14 protein-coding genes are annotated in these 17,997 nt (G+C 44.8%); 5 read left to right on the top strand and 9 right to left on the bottom strand.

The annotated features are described in order from the left end of the window. Nucleotides 1–108: 108 nt before the first annotated feature. Entirely contained in the window at nucleotides 109–804 is a 696-nt protein-coding gene (locus KJB35_RS07005; RefSeq protein WP_005377954.1) for a DUF2786 domain-containing protein, read from the bottom strand. Between the two features lie 208 nt (nucleotides 805–1,012). Further along, on the bottom strand, nucleotides 1,013–1,693 hold the full coding sequence (locus tag KJB35_RS07000) for a DUF3334 family protein (protein ID WP_005388843.1): 681 nt from the start codon (nucleotides 1,691–1,693) through the stop codon (nucleotides 1,013–1,015). 263 nt (nucleotides 1,694–1,956) lie between these two features. On the opposite strand from KJB35_RS07000, the gene KJB35_RS06995 reads away from it, so the two are divergent. Continuing rightward, nucleotides 1,957–4,992: an FAD-binding and (Fe-S)-binding domain-containing protein gene (locus KJB35_RS06995; protein WP_017820825.1), complete on the top strand. Its 3,036-nt coding sequence runs from the start codon at nucleotides 1,957–1,959 to the stop codon at nucleotides 4,990–4,992. Between the two features lie 73 nt (nucleotides 4,993–5,065). Beyond that, complete coding sequence (locus KJB35_RS06990) at nucleotides 5,066–5,527, top strand: isoprenylcysteine carboxylmethyltransferase family protein (RefSeq protein ID WP_213907861.1); 462 nt, start codon at nucleotides 5,066–5,068, stop codon at nucleotides 5,525–5,527. Nucleotides 5,528–5,637: 110 nt separating this feature from the next. Here the strand turns inward: KJB35_RS06990 and KJB35_RS06985 are convergent, their stop codons facing one another. The 6 genes from KJB35_RS06985 to hutC all read right to left on the bottom strand — a co-directional run bounded on the left by KJB35_RS06985 (nucleotide 5,638) and on the right by hutC (nucleotide 13,116). Beyond that, nucleotides 5,638–6,363 (bottom strand): DUF3581 domain-containing protein, encoded by a 726-nt coding sequence (locus tag KJB35_RS06985; RefSeq protein WP_017821813.1) that lies wholly within the window; start codon nucleotides 6,361–6,363, stop codon nucleotides 5,638–5,640. Between the two features lie 335 nt (nucleotides 6,364–6,698). Next, nucleotides 6,699–8,234, bottom strand: a complete 1,536-nt coding sequence (gene hutH, locus KJB35_RS06980) for a histidine ammonia-lyase (RefSeq protein WP_017634855.1) — start codon at nucleotides 8,232–8,234, stop codon at nucleotides 6,699–6,701. Between the two features lie 11 nt (nucleotides 8,235–8,245). Continuing rightward, nucleotides 8,246–9,943 (bottom strand): urocanate hydratase, encoded by a 1,698-nt coding sequence (hutU, locus tag KJB35_RS06975; RefSeq protein WP_213907863.1) that lies wholly within the window; start codon nucleotides 9,941–9,943, stop codon nucleotides 8,246–8,248. 73 nt (nucleotides 9,944–10,016) lie between these two features. After that, nucleotides 10,017–11,027 carry a formimidoylglutamase gene (hutG, locus tag KJB35_RS06970; protein ID WP_047100717.1) on the bottom strand — a complete coding sequence of 337 codons (1,011 nt, stop codon included), beginning with the start codon at nucleotides 11,025–11,027 and terminating at the stop codon, nucleotides 10,017–10,019. A gap of 1 nt (nucleotide 11,028) precedes the next feature. Next, entirely contained in the window at nucleotides 11,029–12,279 is a 1,251-nt protein-coding gene (gene hutI, locus KJB35_RS06965; RefSeq protein WP_176310897.1) for an imidazolonepropionase, read from the bottom strand. 129 nt (nucleotides 12,280–12,408) lie between these two features. Further along, a complete protein-coding gene (gene hutC / locus KJB35_RS06960) occupies nucleotides 12,409–13,116 on the bottom strand; it encodes a histidine utilization repressor (RefSeq protein ID WP_017634851.1) in 708 nt (235 codons plus the stop codon). A gap of 248 nt (nucleotides 13,117–13,364) precedes the next feature. On the opposite strand from hutC, the gene KJB35_RS06955 reads away from it, so the two are divergent. Then, entirely contained in the window at nucleotides 13,365–14,108 is a 744-nt protein-coding gene (locus KJB35_RS06955) for a sporulation protein (RefSeq protein WP_213896030.1), read from the top strand. 6 nt (nucleotides 14,109–14,114) lie between these two features. Here the strand turns inward: KJB35_RS06955 and KJB35_RS06950 are convergent, their stop codons facing one another. After that, nucleotides 14,115–15,092: a DUF3187 family protein gene (locus KJB35_RS06950; protein WP_005377942.1), complete on the bottom strand. Its 978-nt coding sequence runs from the start codon at nucleotides 15,090–15,092 to the stop codon at nucleotides 14,115–14,117. Between the two features lie 389 nt (nucleotides 15,093–15,481). Here KJB35_RS06950 and thrS point away from each other — a divergent pair, with 389 nt between their 5' ends. Both thrS and infC read left to right on the top strand, forming a co-directional pair. Next, nucleotides 15,482–17,410: a threonine--tRNA ligase gene (thrS, locus tag KJB35_RS06945; RefSeq protein ID WP_005395892.1), complete on the top strand. Its 1,929-nt coding sequence runs from the start codon at nucleotides 15,482–15,484 to the stop codon at nucleotides 17,408–17,410. 3 nt (nucleotides 17,411–17,413) lie between these two features. Then, nucleotides 17,414–17,965, top strand: a complete 552-nt coding sequence (gene infC / locus KJB35_RS06940) for a translation initiation factor IF-3 (protein ID WP_080276913.1) — start codon at nucleotides 17,414–17,416, stop codon at nucleotides 17,963–17,965. The last annotated feature ends 32 nt before the right edge of the window (nucleotides 17,966–17,997 follow it).

Genomic DNA, 17,997 nt, shown 5'->3' with positions numbered 1-17,997 from the left:
GATAAGAGTTTCTGTAAGAAAATTCCTATCAATACTGCCAAAGCTCTCAAAGTAAGCCCCATCGACATCGAAGTCATTGCTGCTTATGTGAATCCTTTACTATTCTGGCTATTTCGATGAATCGCCCAACATTTTGCGTGCTTGTTCGCCGCCCACTCCACGATTAACTGAAACCTTTCTACCTTTCTTTAAGCCCACTTCGTAGTCTTCAGTTAGGTTTTTCATCGCTTCTTTCAATTGCTTCTTGAACGTTTCGCGGTCAATGTTTTGGAATTCTTTATCAATATAGTCATTAATTTTATTGGCCGACTCTTCATCTGGAGAAATAATTGGCAATTTTTCAATCGCGCCTTCCACCCAGCCAGATACAAATGAGTTCACACGGCGAGTCACTTCCTGAGAAGAGGTGCCGGTGCCAGCAAAGCTGTTTCGGAATTGTCCGGTACTTTCGTTCATCTCGCGATAAACAATATCGAAAGCAAATGCAGCAAAAATAGCGCGATCTGCTTCACCGATAAATTCGACACGTTTGAGCCCTTTGTGATTCAACAATACTGCTTCGACACCGAATTTTGTGTTAATGCCGCGAATCACTCGCAATATGGTAGAACTGATGTTCGCTGGTAGCAGATGAGAAGATTGTGTTTTTCCCATTCTGATGAACTCAATATCGTCTTTATCGAGACCATATTTAAGCATGAGGCGATGTGCCATTTTGATAGCATTGGCAGCCTCATTAACATTAGCGGAATTGCCCAGTTCTAAGCACTTGGCGATTTTTTTCAGAGCTTTTTGTTTATCCATCGACAACCAGTAACGAAAGCAGAAAATTTATGAAGTCAGACATATTACCTTTTTTGACATAAAAACGAAATACAAGGTGGGACTGAAGATAATTTCTGCACATAAAAAGAAGCCTCGCATTAAGCGAGGCTGGCGTTTTAGTTCGTCGTAATCAGTATGAAGTCGTACTTGTGTCTAAGAAGCCATTCTTCATTAAGATTCGTTAGAATTACAACCCGAGCTGGTTGAGCAAGTCATCGGCATCATCGTTTGATCCCGACGATTTAGATTCTTTCTCAGCCAACTGTTTACGTGTTGCCTCTAAAATGTCGTCTGGGTTTTCGTCTTCAGCAACTTCAAACTCTTCCAGTTGGATGAACTCAGTTTTATCCATTGCTAGCTCGAGATAGAAAATATTGTTGTTTTCGGTGGAGAACGTCACTCTGCGCGCTTGAGGGCGGTCAAGGTTGGTATCAACTTGTAAGATAACTTGCTTATTCAGCGCCAGCATTTTTGGTTGGTTTTGTGTGATGTTCGTTTGCAGGTCTTTACGAATTTTATTAGTGAAGTCTCCGACCAGTTGATTCATGAGTTCACCCAGAACATCGCCTACCTCGTCAGAAGTATGAGATATTGCCAGTTCTTCTTCTGGCATGCCCATATTACGCATGTAGTTGGTGTAGATCTCCAGTGCGGCTTTTGCCGTAAAATTAATCACAACTAGCCCGGTAAATCCGCCATCAAACAGAACAAAACAGCCAAAATCTGGTTTGAGGCTAGTCTTGTGGATTTTTTGCACCATTGCTGAATAATTTACTTGAGAAGATGTCGCCGAAGTAAGTACGCCAGAAACAGACTGGCAAAGTTTGAGAAGGATATCTTCAGTGGTCACAATTTTATTTTTTTTCATTCTGAAAACTCATCTAGAAACGCGATTCGTTCCCCAATGTAAGGCATCAAGCGTGAAAAAATAAAGCATAAGTTTAATTATTGTATCGAGATTCTGATTTGCTCGTCTTTTTAAATGTTGTAAAGTGACGAAATTCAAAGAATATTACTTCACTAACTCTTTTGTGGTGTTATTTTTCGCTTAGCGCCAATTTGTATGAGAAGTGAGCAAATAATTACACAACCCGCAGCTGATCGGATCAGCGTCGTAGGGGCAGGAAGCAAATGTTACCAAGATTACACTCGCAAACTGATGTCGATCCTCTTGTTCTTAGTTTTCTGAAAGAGCTTGAGCACGCCGGATTCACTGGTGATATCGAAAGCCAATATTCAAGTCGACTAGCGGTTGCCACTGACAACAGTGTTTACCAGCAACTTCCTCAGTCTGTCGTTCATCCCAAAACGACAGAAGATGTTTCTCTCCTCGGGAAACTGAGCAATAAAGAAAAGTACGAACGAATTACCTTTTCACCTCGTGGTGGCGGCACAGGGACCAATGGTCAGTCGCTTACCAAAGGTATTGTGGTGGATATGTCTCGTCACATGAACAAAGTGCTTGAGATTAATGAGAAAGAAGGCTGGGTTCGTGTACAAACTGGTGTAGTGAAAGACCAGTTAAATGACGCTGTTCGCCCTTATGGCTACTTCTTCTCTCCAGACTTATCTACCAGTAACCGTGCAACGATTGGCGGCATGGTCAACACCGATGCTTCTGGTCAAGGTTCTCTGAAATACGGAAAAACATCCGATCATGTTTTGTCGCTACAAGCGGTGTTTGCTGATGGTTCAATTTTAGAGTCGGACTTGTCTCATGGTTACCCAAAAGAAGGCGAGTTTGCTGCCAAGGCGCTACGTGTAACGGAATCCGTATGTCGTGAAAAACGCCAGCAGATCGTAGATAAGTTTCCTCCTCTTAACCGATTTTTAACGGGCTACGATTTAAAAAATGCCTTGAATGAAGAAGGTGACCGTTTCGATATCACACGAGTACTGTGCGGCGCTGAAGGTTCATTGGCATTCATTACCGAAGCGAAGCTTAACCTGACGCCAATTCCGAAAGCGCGTACTTTGGTTAACGTTAAATACAACAGCTTTGATTCTGCACTGCGTAATGCACCGTTTATGGTAGAAGCGAAGGCGCTGTCTGTAGAAACCGTTGACTCAAAAGTGCTTAATCTCGCGAAGCAAGATATCGTTTGGCACACCGTGAGCGATTTACTTACCGATGTTCCAAATAAAGAGATGCTTGGTATCAATATGGTGGAATACGCAGGTCAGGACGAAGAGGAAGTTGCTGCTCAGGTTGCAGCATTGACCGCCAAGCTCGATACCATGTTGGAAACAGAAGAAGCGGGCATTATCGGCTACCAAGTTTGTAACGATGTAGCGAGCATTGGGCGTATTTACAACATGCGTAAAAAAGCGGTGGGTTTGTTAGGCGCAGCAAAAGGTCGTGCTAAACCGGTCGCATTCGCTGAAGATACCTGTGTGCCACCAGAAAACCTGGCGGACTTCATTGTAGAGTTTCGAGAACTGTTAGACAGCAAGTCTCTGAATTACGGCATGTTTGGTCACGTCGATGCTGGGGTGCTTCACGTACGTCCTGCGTTGGATTTGTGTGACCCGCACCAAGAAGCATTGATGCACGAAGTTTCTGATGAAGTGGTCAAGCTGGTGGCGAAATACGGTGGTTTGATGTGGGGTGAACACGGCAAAGGTTTCCGTTCAGAATATGGCCCTGAGTTTTTCGGCGACGAGTTGTTTACTGAACTGAGACGTGTGAAAGCGGCATTCGATCCACACAACAAAATGAACCCGGGCAAAATCTGTACACCGCTGGATAGTGATGCAGAGCTTGTCAAAGTTACCGATACCAAACGTGGTTACTATGACCGTCAGATTGACGTTCAAGTACGTGACAGCTTTAAACAAGCGATGGAATGTAACGGTAACGGTTTGTGTTTTAACTACGATACTAGCTCGCCAATGTGTCCATCGATGAAAGTAACAGCCGATCGTCGTCATTCACCGAAAGGTCGTGCGGGTTTGGTTCGCGAGTGGTTGCGTCAGCTCACTGAACAAGGCATTGATATCCTTGACTTAGAAAAGCAAACACTAGAAAACAAAACATCAATCAAAACCATGATTGACCGCGTACGTCATTCTATCAATCGTCGTCACGAGTATGACTTCTCTCACGAAGTGTATGAAGCGATGAATGGTTGTTTGGCGTGTAAAGCGTGTGCGAGTCAGTGTCCGATTAAAGTCGATGTTCCGAGCTTTCGCTCGCGCTTTTTAAACATCTATCACTCTCGTTACCAACGTCCTGCAAAAGACTATCTGGTTGCCAACATTGAGACTATGCTGCCGATGATGGCGAAAGCGCCAGGTGTCGTAAATGGTGTTTTGAAGCAGTCGTGGGTGAAAAGTTTAACGGCATCTACGGTCGGGTATGTCGATGCGCCGTTGTTATCAGTACCCACCTTGAAACAACGAGTAGAGTCGCTGACAACGCCTTATGATCTGCAAGCGCTCAGTGGTTTGTCTTCGTCTGAAAAGAGCAAGCATGTTTTAATTGTTCAAGACCCATTCACTAGCTACTACGACGCTGATGTCGTTGAAGACTTCGTTAAGTTATTGAAAAAGCTGGGTATGCATCCGGTACTTCTGCCGTTTAAGCCGAATGGTAAAGCACAACACATTAAAGGGTTTTTACGTCAGTTTAAGGACACAGCAGCCGACACAGCGAAGTTCTTGGCGATGGTAGCGGATTTGGATATCCCATTAGTTGGCGTCGATCCTGCTTTGGTGCTGTGTTATCGAGATGAATACGCTGAAGTGCTTGGCAGTAAGCGAGGTAATTTCGATGTACTAACAGCCCACGAATGGCTTTACCCAAGACTAGAAGCGTTTGAAAGCGGAGAGCATAAGGCGCAGGAACCTTGGTATCTGTTTGCGCACTGTACTGAAAAAACCAAAATGCCCAATGCGGAAAAAGAGTGGGGCGCTATTTTTGCTCACTTTGGTGCAGTTTTGAATACGGTACCTGTTGGTTGTTGTGGTATGGCGGGTACGTTTGGTCATGAGGTTGATAAGTTGTCGATGTCGAAAGACATTTACAATTTAAGCTGGAAGCCGAGCTTAGATAAGTTGGATAACGAGAGATGTTTGATTACAGGCTATTCTTGCCGCAGCCAAGTTAAACGCTTTGAAGGAACGAAGCCCAAGCATCCCGTTCAGGCATTGTTAACTTTGTTGTAATCGGACTAGATCAAGCCCAGTTTTACTGGGCTTTTTAGAAACCGTATTTAGACCCTTTCAAAGGATATGAATCTTGAGAAAACTTGAACTCAAAGTCCCACCTGTTGTGGTGTTTTTGCTAGTCATACTTTTGATGTACGGACTTAAAGTTTTGACGCCGAGCATGAACATTCGAGTACCCTTTGTTGAATTTGTAGTAGGTGTATTAACTTTGTTTTCTGGCTACATGGGCATTGCTGGCGTGTATGAATTTCGCAAAGTAAAAACCACAGTAAACCCAGTAAAACCTGAAGCGGCATCTTCTGTTGTAAGAACAGGTGTGTTTGCCTTTTCACGCAACCCTATGTACACGGCATTATTGCTTCTAATCATAGCAACTGGTTTGTGGTGGCAGCACTTGAGTGTGGTGCTTTGTGGCGTGATATTTGTCAGTTATATGAATCGGTTTCAAATCAAGCCTGAGGAACGCGTTTTAGAGCGATTGTTTGGTGAAGAGTATGTGGATTATAAAAACCATGTTCGTCGTTGGCTCTAAGCATTGCGTTTAGTTTTGTTTGGATGAGACATAAAAAGAAAGCCCAACGGTCGACGTTGGGCTTTCTTTTAGTAAACACTTTTTTTGTGCGCTTCTGATAGGGCAGTCGACTAGGCTGCCTTAACGAACTTTGCTAGGAATGCATCCTTACGTTCATTAAAGCGGCGTACAAGGTCGTCAACCGCTTCTTGGTCATATGGCTTCAAGCCACTTGCAACCATGCGCTTAATACCTTTACCAACGACTTCACCGTCTTCTTTAAACGCAAAGTTTAAGGTGACTACACCTCGTTTTCCTTCTACGTCGAATGTTGCGCCAGTGAAATCCACCTCTGGATGCGTAAGGTCTAAGCGTGAAAATTCGACTTCCATGCTTTCATAAATAACTAATGGACGCTGGCAGTTAATCATCATTTGCTTCTCTTCCATAAGAGGAACCATGATGTGAGGGAAGTTCATACCAGAAAATTGCACGTAATTTGTCACTACATGCTCAATAAATGCCGGATCGTGGTTAGTTTCACCTTCACGGGACATGTGTAAGTATTCTTTACCTGCCTCGTCAACAACAGCGCTTTCTTTGTCACACTTATTTTCAATATGAAGTGCTACACCATCGTTTACCATGCCAGAGAAGTTAAAACGCATCTTTTGGCTAACGCCTTCTTTACTAAGAAGCACAGCGAAAAGTAAATCTCCAGGGACACAAAAGCGTTTGTTGTCTTCATCATGAATTGGGTTGTAGTCACCTGCGACACGTTTTGCAAAGTGGCTTGCTTGTTCGCGAGTGAACTGAAACTGGTGATTAGTGTTTGAAAAATAAGGTGTTAGAAACATAATTTTTACGTAGTAACCAAAACTGTGTGGGATTATATGCGAATATCTGCGTAGCAATGGTCCATCCAGTGAAAACTTCACCGTATCCTAACAATAAGACACTATTTCGGCGGATAAACCGTTAAAAACGCATACTTTAGCAACGCTTTTATTTGTGAAAACAATAAACAACGACCTTTTCGCTCGCCTATCTTTTAAAGTATAGCCATCAAAGTAGACAGGCGTTCATAAATAGTGCCATCAACATGTTTAATCGTATGTAAAAAGGCTCCACGCTGAACGTAGAGCCTTCAAGTCATTATCTGTTTATTCGATGAAATGCCAGTTATGCTTGGTTATTGAACACTTGGTAACAAGCTCTCTGGCATGAGCGTGTTGTGGATAGCCAGCTTAAGCAGAGTATTTGCCTGTTCAATGTCTGGAGCAAAGTAGCGATCTTTATCGTAGAACGATACTTTTTCACGCAACATTTGTTTCGCAATCTCAATACGCTCAGAGGACTTGTTTGGCGCTCTAAAGTCTAGGCCTTGTGCTGCTGAGAGGTACTCGACAGCCAGAATACCGCGAGTGTTTTCGCCCATTTCTTTCAATCTGCGAGCCGCGAATGTTGCCATTGACACGTGATCTTCTTGGTTTGCAGATGTTGGCAAGCTGTCTACTGACGCTGGGTGAGCGAGCGTTTTGTTTTCACTTGCTAACGCAGCAGAGGTCACCTGAGCGATCATGAAACCAGAGTTCACACCACCATTGTCGACTAAGAACGGTGGCAGTTTTGATAGCGCGCTATCGATAAGTAATGCCATACGACGTTCAGACAAGCTGCCGATCTCGGCAATCGCAAGTGCTAGGTTGTCGGCTGCCATTGCAACAGGCTCCGCGTGGAAGTTACCGCCAGAGATGATGTCACCATCTTCAGCAAACACCAACGGATTATCTGATACGGAGTTCGCTTCTACTTGTAGTACTTCCGCCGCATTGCGGATTTGCTGTAAACACGCACCCATCACTTGAGGCTGACAGCGCAAAGAATACGGGTCTTGTACTTTTTCACAGTTAGTGTGCGAATCACCTATTTCACTCGATGTGTCTAACAAATGACGGTATGCGAGTGCTGCGTCCATTTGGCTGCGATGACCACGTACACGGTGAATGCGCGGATCGAATGGACGTCGGCTGCCGAGAGCGGCTTCAACAGACATTGCACCACAAACGGTTGCTGACGCGAAAAGGTCTTCCGCGATAAACAGGCCTTCCAATGCGAACGCTGTGGATGCCTGAGTCCCATTTAGTAGCGCTAAGCCTTCTTTTGGCGCCAGAGTGATAGGCTCTAGACCTGCGATTTTTAAAGCTTCTTGCCCGGAAATGATATTACCGTTGTGGCGAGCTTGTCCTTCTCCCAGTAATACTGTGCTCATATGGGCTAGAGGAGCTAAGTCACCTGATGCGCCAACAGAGCCCTTTTTAGGTACGCAAGGGTAAACTTGTGCGTTGACTAGGTCGGTCAGCATATTAATGACTTTTAGGCGAATCCCAGAAAAGCCACGAGACAGACTATTGATTTTTAATACCATCATCAGACGAACCGTTTCATCTGACATAAACTCACCGATACCTGCCGCATGAGAGAGAACGATACTGCGTTGCAGTGTTTCTAAATCTTCTGGTGCTATTCGTGTGTTAGCCAATAGCCCAAAACCAGTGTTAATTCCGTAAACCGTTCGATCTTCCGCGATGACTCGGTCTACGACCTGTGTGCTTTCTTCAATGGCCGGAATGGCTTCAGGATCCAAAGTAAGGTTGACTGGTGAACGGCTCACTTGGCGTAGTTCGTTTAAGCTAATATGACCTGGCTTTAGCGTTAAATTTAACATCTCTTTCATCCTTACTTGAGCTTCTTCAGTTCTTCGTTGAGCATTGGCAAATCTAGCCCTTGCTCTGCTGCACATTGTTTAGCGATATCGTATCCTGCATCAGCATGACGCATCACGCCTGTTGCTGGGTCGTTATGCAGCACGCGGGCAATACGTTCTGAGGCATCTTCACTGCCGTCACAGCAGATAACCATACCTGAGTGTTGCGAGAAGCCCATACCTACGCCACCACCGTGGTGTAGTGAAACCCAAGTTGCGCCGCCCGCCGTGTTGAGTAGCGCGTTTAATAATGGCCAGTCTGATACGGCGTCAGAACCGTCCATCATACCTTCGGTTTCACGGTTCGGGCTTGCTACAGAGCCAGAGTCTAAGTGGTCTCGACCAATGACAACGGGCGCCTTAAGTTCGCCATTTTTCACCATTTCGTTGAATGCTTGACCAAGACGCTCACGATCTTTAAGACCAACCCAGCAAATACGCGCAGGTAAACCTTGGAACTGGATGCGTTCGCGAGCCATATCTAGCCAGTTATGTAAGTGCGGATTATCTGGAATTAGCTCTTTTACTTTTTGGTCGGTTTTATAAATGTCCTCAGGATCGCCAGAGAGAGCAGTCCAACGGAAAGGACCGATACCTTCACAGAATAGAGGACGAATGTAGGCTGGAACGAAGCCAGGGAAATCAAATGCGTTTTCTATGCCTTCTTCCAAGGCCATCTGGCGGATGTTGTTGCCATAGTCGAGTGTTGCGGCGCCGCGATTTTGCAGCTCTAACATCGCTTGAACTTGCACAGCCATGGATTTTTTCGCGGCTTTTACGACCATTGCTTCATCTTGCAAACGCATTTCTGCTGCGTGAGACATGCTCCAGCCTTGTGGTAAATAGCCATTGAGCGGGTCGTGTGCAGACGTTTGGTCTGTTACGACATCAGGCGTGATATTACGTTCTACCAGCTCAGAGAAAACGTCTGCTGCATTACCTAGTAGGCCAACCGATATTGGTGTGTCTGACTCTTTAATGATAGCTAGCGCTTCATCTAAAGAAGTCGCTTTCTTATCGACATAGCCTGTACGTAGGCGGTAATCGATACGTGATTCATCACACTCTACTGCAATCATGGAGAAGCCCGCCATTGTACCAGCGAGAGGTTGAGCACCACCCATGCCACCGAGACCACCTGTTAGAATCCAACGGCCCTTTGCTTCACCGTCAAAGTGTTTTTTTGCAACAGATACGAACGTTTCGTATGTGCCTTGTACGATACCTTGCGATCCAATGTATATCCAGCTGCCAGCGGTCATTTGGCCGTACATCATCAAGCCTTGTTTATCTAGCTCGTTGAAGTGTTCCCAGTTTGCCCAATGCGGAACAAGGTTTGAGTTTGCGATAAGCACGCGTGGGGCATTTTTATGAGTAGGGAAAACACCAACAGGCTTGCCTGATTGAACTAAAAGCGTTTGGTCATCTTCGAGTCTTTCAAGTACTTCAACAATCTTGTCGTAACATTCCCAGTTTCGCGCTGCTCGGCCAATGCCGCCATATACAACCAGTGAATGTGGATGTTCTGCAACATCAGGATCAAGGTTGTTCATCAGCATACGAAGAGGGGCTTCGGTTAGCCAAGATTTTGCGCGCAGTTTATCTCCGTGAGGTGCACGAATTGTTCTGCTTGTATCAAGTCGTGGATCTTGTCCCTGGCGCTGTGTCATTTCAGACTCCTTTAGTTTCTCGTGATGACCAAGTACTTGCTTGGTCGTAATAATCAGTGGCATCTGGGATGCATTATGGTTTGTGCTGTTTTTCCGCCATCGCGTTGGCGATATCCCAACACAAACGGGCAGCTAATCGTGCAGTTTGACTATCGACGTCATAATTTGGGTTGTATTCGGCGATATCAGCCAGCATTAGCTTATTTTTGTAATGAAGAATTCGCTCTAAAAAGGGTGCAATAGTGTCGTAACTCACTCCCCGAGCTGCTGGTGCGCTGACTCCAGGTGCGGTTGCGGCAGGAAATACATCTAGATCAATGGTCAAATAGAGGTAGTCACAGTCGTCAATAAAATGCTGAAGCTGAGTTAAGTGATAACTGTGGTTTAGGTAGCAGAGCTGATTGTCCTCTACATACCAAACATTTAACGCATCTGCTTTTTCAAATAGCGCTTTAGTGTTGCTACTGCGGCTTACACCAATACAAGCGTAATGAAAGTCCCAATCGTTGCGTTGGCAAAAATGATGAATTTGGTTGAAGGGGGTGCCAGAGCTTGGTCTTATGTCGGTGAGGTTGCTCTCAAATGCGCGCAAATCGAAATGAGCATCGAAATTAATAATGCCGATTTTAGGCTTCTTCTCTGGATGGTGCGCTTTAAAATATTCCGCTAAGCCGGAAAACGAGGCCCACGCAATCTCATGCCCACCACCTAGCACGATGACTGGAGTATGGGGCAGTGCGCTTGAAATGGTTGCTGCACATAGAGCTTGGCTCTCTTCCAGTAAGTCGTCTTCACACACCACAGTACCTAAGTCATATAGTGGGGCGTCTTGGTGCCATGCTAAATTAGCGAGTGCTCGTCGGATTAAGTCTGGCGCTTTTTTCGCGCCAATGCGTCCTTTGTTTCTCGCAACGCCAGCGTCGGTAGCAAAACCGAGTAATGAGACGCCATGCGCAACGGCACTCAACTCATCTGCTTTTTGGCGTTGAACAACGTGATGAATTCGCTGACCAAGCTTGCCGTCCTCGGCATCATGACGGCCTTGCCAATGAAATAGGGGAGAGTGTAGGTCGAATTGAGACATATTATTGGCCTCCGTGTGAAATGTATTCACCATTTACTATACGACCTACCAGACGTTTTGCTCCGACTTGATAGCTTAAATCCGCAGGGCTTTCGATATCCCAGATAGAGAAGTCCGCATCAAACCCTACTTTGATTTCGCCACGTGAGTTTTGATAACCCAGAGCTTTGGCTGCATGTTGCGTTACACCACGCAGTGCTTCTTGCGGTGTAAGGCGAAATAGCGTGCACGCCATATTCAGCATGAGTGTGAGATCAGAAAATGGTGATGTACCTGGGTTGACGTCCGTAGCAATTGCCATCGGCACGTTATGCTCTCTCAACAACTCAATCGGTGGTAACTGAGTTTCTCTTAGAAAATAAAAAGCGCCAGGCAATAGAGTGGCGACGGTGTTTGATCGAGCAAGTGCTTTAACACCTTGCTCATCTAGAAACTCGATGTGATCCGCTGACAGACCGTTGTATTGCGCAGTGAGGGCTGTACCACCGAGATTAGAAAGTTGCTCAGTATGCCCTTTAACCTTTAAGCCGTGGCGTTTTGCAGCTACAAACACTTTTTCTGTTTGTTCAAGATTGAAACCAATCGATTCACAAAAAACATCGACACTCGTAGCTAATTCTTCCTTTGCGACAACAGGGATTATGTCCTGACAAATGTGCTCAATATAATCATCTGCACGACCTTGGAACTCTGGCGGAATGGCGTGAGCGGCGAGAAGTGTAGTGGTGATTTTAACTTTGCGCTCTTGTTCAAGCATTTTGGCTGCACGGAGCATTTTTATTTCATCATTCAGTGTCAATCCGTAGCCTGATTTCACTTCGACAGAAGTGACGCCGCTCGCGAGTAGCCCGTCTAAACGTGGCAACGCTAACTCAACTAATTGCGCTTCGGTTGCTGAACGCGTCGCATGCACCGTTGAAAGTATCCCACCGCCTTGTTTGGAAATTTCTTGATATGGCACGCCGTTTAAGCGCATTTCAAATTCGTTGGCACGATTGCCCGCGTAAATAAGATGAGTGTGGCAGTCGATCAAACCTGGCAGAACTAACTTGCCTTGAAGGTCGATACTCTGAGCGTAATGTTGGGCAGACAACAGGGACTCGGTTTGTGGCGCGTCTTCACCAATGGCACAAGTACTGATCGCAACGATTTTTCCAGATTGAATACCAATGCGCGCTGGAGGCGTTGGAAGGTATCCGCATTCTCCCGATTGCATGGTAACTAGACGTGCGTTTTCAATCAGCAAATCCATGTTTGTGTCCCTGTGTTTATTTGTATCATTAAATGTATATACAAATAAATAGAGCAAAATAAGAATACTGACAAGATTGATGTTGCTAAAATGTGATCAAAACGTAGATCTAGAGGACAAATCTTGTCCTTAAATGAGCACTTTTGAGCTCAGCTTATATTTGTTACCAGGGTGATAAAGTAGGGCGGTACTGACTAATTTATCTTGGCTCCACGTTCTGCGATTCAAGAGAAGGCAAGGTTCATTGGCTTGCATTTTTAAGTCTTGCTTAATACGGCTTTCAGGCACAATTGCCTCTACAGTATGTTCTATCGCGCTGAGTGGGCAATTATCTGACAGGTATTGATTTGGAGTGATTTGTGTGAAGTCTTGATTTAAATAACTCGGGGCATATTGGCTATTCACCCAGCGGAGCTCCAATTGAATCGGCGTTTGGTCTTCATAGTGAATAATTTCACTGTAAAACACTGTCGTGCCTAACATAACGCCGAGTTTTGTCGCAATGTTGTCATCTGCTTTTATAGCAATCTGTTTGAGCACTTTACTGCCATACTTTCGCCCTCTATCGCTGACTTCTTCGGCAATGTTTCGAATGTCTAGCAGGGGAGATTCTGACTTTTCACCAGGATCACACACGAACGTGCCTAAGCGTGGGCGACGTTGTAATCGGCCCTCATTAACTAAATCCCGAATTGCTTTGTTCACTGTCATTCTACTGACACCAAATTGCTCGGTAAGCTCAATCTCGGTGGCGATGCGATGACCAACTACCCACTCTCCAGCCTCAATTTTATCCAGGATAAATTGTTTAATTTGAATGTAGAGTGGTGCAGACATAATCATTTTCCTTTATTTGACTATACAAATACTGCTTAATTTAGGTACAAATTGCAAACATTTCTCGACGAATGTACCGCTTAGTGACCGAGCAATCCTATTGCAGAGCTGAATGACTCTTGCTGCTGAGTATTATTTGGATTGATGATTGAATTCAAACATTTTCTTGTGGTCTATTGCTTGCACAGCAGAAAACAATTGTGTAAACAAACGATTATTAGAAGAAAAATCGCTAAAAAAGGAAAAGTATGTTTAAAAAATTGAAAGCATCACTGGGGATCGGCTCTGCAAAAGTAGATACCACTTTGGACGAAATGAGCGTGTTTCAAGGAGCGACGCTGAAAGGGCATGTTCATATCAAAGGCGGAGACGTCGAACAACAAATTGATGCTATTACGATTAAATTGAACACGGAAATGAAAGTCGAAGTGGATGATAGCGTAAGTTACCAAACCTTCACTATTGATCAATTGAAAGCAGTTGACCCTTTTGTGATTCAACCTAATGAAGAAAAGCAGGTTCCGTTTGAGCTAAAACTGCATGATGAAACGCCAATTACTGCGGTTAGCGCACTTAAGAATCAATGTCATGTTTGGGTCGAGACGACGTTAGATATTGATTTTGCGATTGACCCGCGTGACCGTGACTATATTGAAGTGAAACCACTACCAGTAGCATCTCGGGTTATTCAAGCGATCGAGCAAGCTGGCTTCACTATGGTTAAAGCCGATGTTGAAAAAGGCTTTTTGCGCGGTGGCTCGTTTGCCTCTCGCTCTGGTATTTATCAAGAGCTAGAGTTCCGTAACAGCGGCTTTATCTCATCAAAAGAAATTGAGCTCTCTTTTATTCTGGAAGGGCAGGTCATGCATTGTTTGGCAGAGATTGACCGTTCGCTCAGCTTGGCTGGTGACCAATATCGCTCGTTTACGTTGCCGATCAATGCAACCGATGCTCAAGTCGCTGCCGCAGTTACACCAACGCTAAATCTATAGCTCTCATCAACTTGATGAAAATATGTACCGATATCCTATTGTGAAAGCGATATCGGTACTGTTATCCATGTTTCTTGCGTTCTCTACGGCTAAAAACTCAAGCGCTGAATTTTCCATTAGATATCGATAGCCCAATACCAGTTCATTAGAGGCATCAGCAAACTCTGTGGGCCCTTCTGTTGAGCCTTGATACCAATGATATTCCAACATCAGGTGATGGTTATCTTCTAAGGCATAACGGTACCCACCCGCAATGGCAATCGTATTATGTCGATAGGGCAGATCGAGCAAGGCACGGTCATCCGAGCGAAAAGTCATGCCAATCATCGAATAAAATGCATGAGCATCACTTAAGTAGCTGTAGTTTAATTGGAAGCCTTGCTCGAAACTGCTACCTTGAAAAGTGCCGTGAGCCACATCGTTAAAATACAAACTGCCGCCAATCGATAGGCCGTGATGTTCATTTTGGAACACTTGATACTGTAAGTAAGTAGATAGGTTATTGGCCAGTGTTTGTCCTTCGAAATCATCTTCAAGCACATCATATTGCGGCATTGAAATGTAAAAACGATCTCTGTCTACTTTATCCCGCCCATTTTGTCCGATACCGAAAAGTTTATGGAAGCTTTTCGTCAGTCCATCTAAATGGTTGTCAGCGGCAAAGACCCATCGATAGTTGAGCTCCCACTGCCAACGGTTGCTGACTTGCCATTTGCTGCCTAATTCGATTTGATTGTGGTAATAATCCAGTGCGTATTCATCAGTATGAGCCCAAACACTTGCCACGGTTCCCGAACCATAGGCTTCGACAAAACCAGAGGGCAGACTGTGCCCTGAACGTAGTATGTTGGTGTGACTAACCACTTGCATTGGGGATTGTGCGTAAGAACGCAGCGGGCCATACAAGTCATTTGATGCGAAGGCTTGCAAAGAACATATCGAGGTGCTTAGAAGCACCATAAAGCGCGATTTGAAATAGACCATGATGAATACCTACATGCAAACTACTCTATAAAACAACTATATACCTAAATCGCACGTTGAGCTCTCGCCCAGCGTGTTAGGCTTTGTATCGGTTCACACGTAATAGGCGATATTGTAATTTGTTGTGTAAGTTCATTGAGGGGCAATTCCGTTGGTCCCTTAAAAGCATGATCAGATTGTCGTGACGGGTCTGCGGTTAAGTTCTTATGACAAAACAAAATCGCGCTTTGCATTCTAAATGTGAGCTAGGTACAATCCCATTTTCGATAACGGTCCGGTATTCGTGTTACCGAGAGGCCTTTATTGACTCTCAACTATTTTCAACAAATAGCTTCTAATTTGAATAACATGTGTTGCTTGGTGTGCAACACCACTGTAAAGGACATAGCATGCCTATTATTACTCTTCCTGACGGCAGTCAGCGTCAATTTGACAACCCAGTTTCTACTATGGAAGTTGCGCAATCGATCGGTCCTGGTCTTGCAAAAGCAACTATCGCTGGTCGTGTAAACGGTAACCGCGTTGATGCGTGTGATCTAATTGAAGAAGACGCAAGCCTTGAAATCATCACAGTTAAAGATGAAGTAGACGGTCTAGAAATCGTTCGTCACTCTTGTGCTCACCTTCTGGGTCACGCTCTTAAGCAGCTTTACCCTCAAGCTAAAATGGCGATCGGTCCAACCATCGACAATGGCTTCTACTACGATATCGACCTAGACGAATCTCTAACGCAAGAAGATCTTGAAAAGATTGAAAAGCGTATGAAAGAGCTAGCGAAAACCAAGTACGAAGTGGTTAAGAAAAAAGTAAGCTGGCAGGAAGCGCGTGATACGTTTGAATCACGTGGCGAACCATACAAAGTGGAAATCCTAGACGAAAACGTATCTCGTGATGATCGTCCAGGTCTTTACCACCATGAAGAATACATCGACATGTGTCGTGGTCCACACGTACCTAACATGAGCTTCTGTCAACATTTCACACTATTAAATGTGGCAGGCGCATACTGGCGTGGTAACAGCGACAACAAAATGCTTCAACGTATCTACGGTACAGCATTCCACGATAAGAAAGCTCTGAAAGCGCACCTAACTCGCCTAGAAGAAGCGGCGAAGCGCGACCACCGTAAGATTGGTAAGCAACTAGACCTATTCCACATGCAGCAAGAAGCGCCGGGTATGGTGTTCTGGCATCACAATGGTTGGTCTATCTTCCGTGATCTAGAAGTATTCATTCGCGCTAAGCTAGATGAGTACGGTTACCAAGAAGTAAAAGGTCCGCTAATGATGGACCGTGTTCTTTGGGAACGCTCAGGTCACTGGGATAAATACGCTGATGCAATGTTCACAACTTCTTCTGAGAACCGTGAATACGCGATTAAGCCAATGAACTGTCCAGGTCACGTACAGATCTTCAACCAAGGTCTAAAATCGTACCGCGACCTACCGCTACGTATGGCTGAGTTTGGCTCATGTCACCGTAACGAACCATCTGGTGCACTACACGGTATTATGCGTGTACGTGGCTTTACTCAGGATGACGCTCACATTTTCTGTACTGAGAGCCAAATTCAAGAAGAAGTAACAAACTGTATCAAGATGGTGTACGATACGTACCAAACATTTGGTTTCGACAACATCGTAGTGAAACTGTCTACTCGTCCAGAGAAACGTGTAGGTTCAGATGAAATCTGGGATCAATCTGAAGAAGCATTGAAGCAGTCTCTTGAATCGATGGATATCCCATACGAAATTCAAGAAGGCGAGGGTGCGTTCTACGGTCCTAAGATTGAATTCACACTATACGATTGTCTAGACCGTGCGTGGCAGTGTGGTACTGTCCAGCTAGACTTCAACCTACCAGGTCGCTTAGGTGCAACTTATGTAGGTGAAAACAATGAACGTCTTGTACCGGTAATGATTCACCGTGCGATTCTAGGTTCACTAGAGCGCTTCATCGGTATCCTTATCGAAGAATATGCTGGTTTCTTCCCAACTTGGTTGGCGCCAGAACAAGCAGTTCTTATGAACATTACTGATAAACAGTCAGGTTATGTTCAAGAAATAGTACAAAAACTACAAAAAAGTGGAATTAGAGCTAAAGCGGACTTGAGAAATGAGAAGATTGGCTTTAAAATCCGCGAACATACTTTGAAGCGTGTACCGTATATGCTTGTTGTTGGTGACCAAGAAATGGAAGCTGGCGAAATTGCAGTGCGTACTCGTAAAGGTAAAGATCTTGGTAAATTTAAAGTGGATGATTTTATTGCATACATCCAAGACGAGATCTCTAGCCGTAAGCTCAATCTGGAGGAATAAGCTATTAAAGGCGGAAGACGTGGCCAACAGCCGGTAAAACAAAACCCGCACCGTATCAACGGTGAAATTCGTGGTATTCGTGAAGTTCGACTAACAGGCGCTGACGGTGAATCAGTTGGTGTTGTATCGATTCAAGAAGCCATTGCAGCTGCTGAAGAAGCTGGTATGGATCTCGTTGAGATCAGTCCTAACGCCGAGCCACCTGTTTGTCGTGTGATGGACTATGGTAAGTTCCTCTTCGAGAAGAGCAAAACTGCTAAAGAGCAGAAGAAGAAGCAAAAGCAGGTCCAGATCAAGGAAGTAAAATTCCGTCCTGGAACTGATATTGGAGACTATCAGGTAAAACTACGCAACCTGACGCGTTTCCTTGAAGAAGGCAACAAAGTGAAAGTAACAATTCGCTTCCGTGGCCGAGAGATGGCACACCAAGACATCGGTGTTGACGTTCTAAATCGTCTTAAGGAAGATACTGCAGAAATTGCTGTAGTTGAATCTTTCCCTAAGAAGATTGAAGGTCGCCAGATGATCATGGTGCTAGCCCCTAAAAAGAAGTAATTAACGGCTCATCAAGTAATTAAAACCTAGCC

Origin of the sequence: Vibrio sp. D431a (assembly GCF_030248655.1) — a bacterium.
In the GTDB taxonomy this organism is placed as follows: Bacteria; Pseudomonadota; Gammaproteobacteria; order Enterobacterales; family Vibrionaceae; genus Vibrio; species Vibrio alginolyticus.
This window is presented reverse-complemented; position numbering and strand designations above follow the sequence as displayed.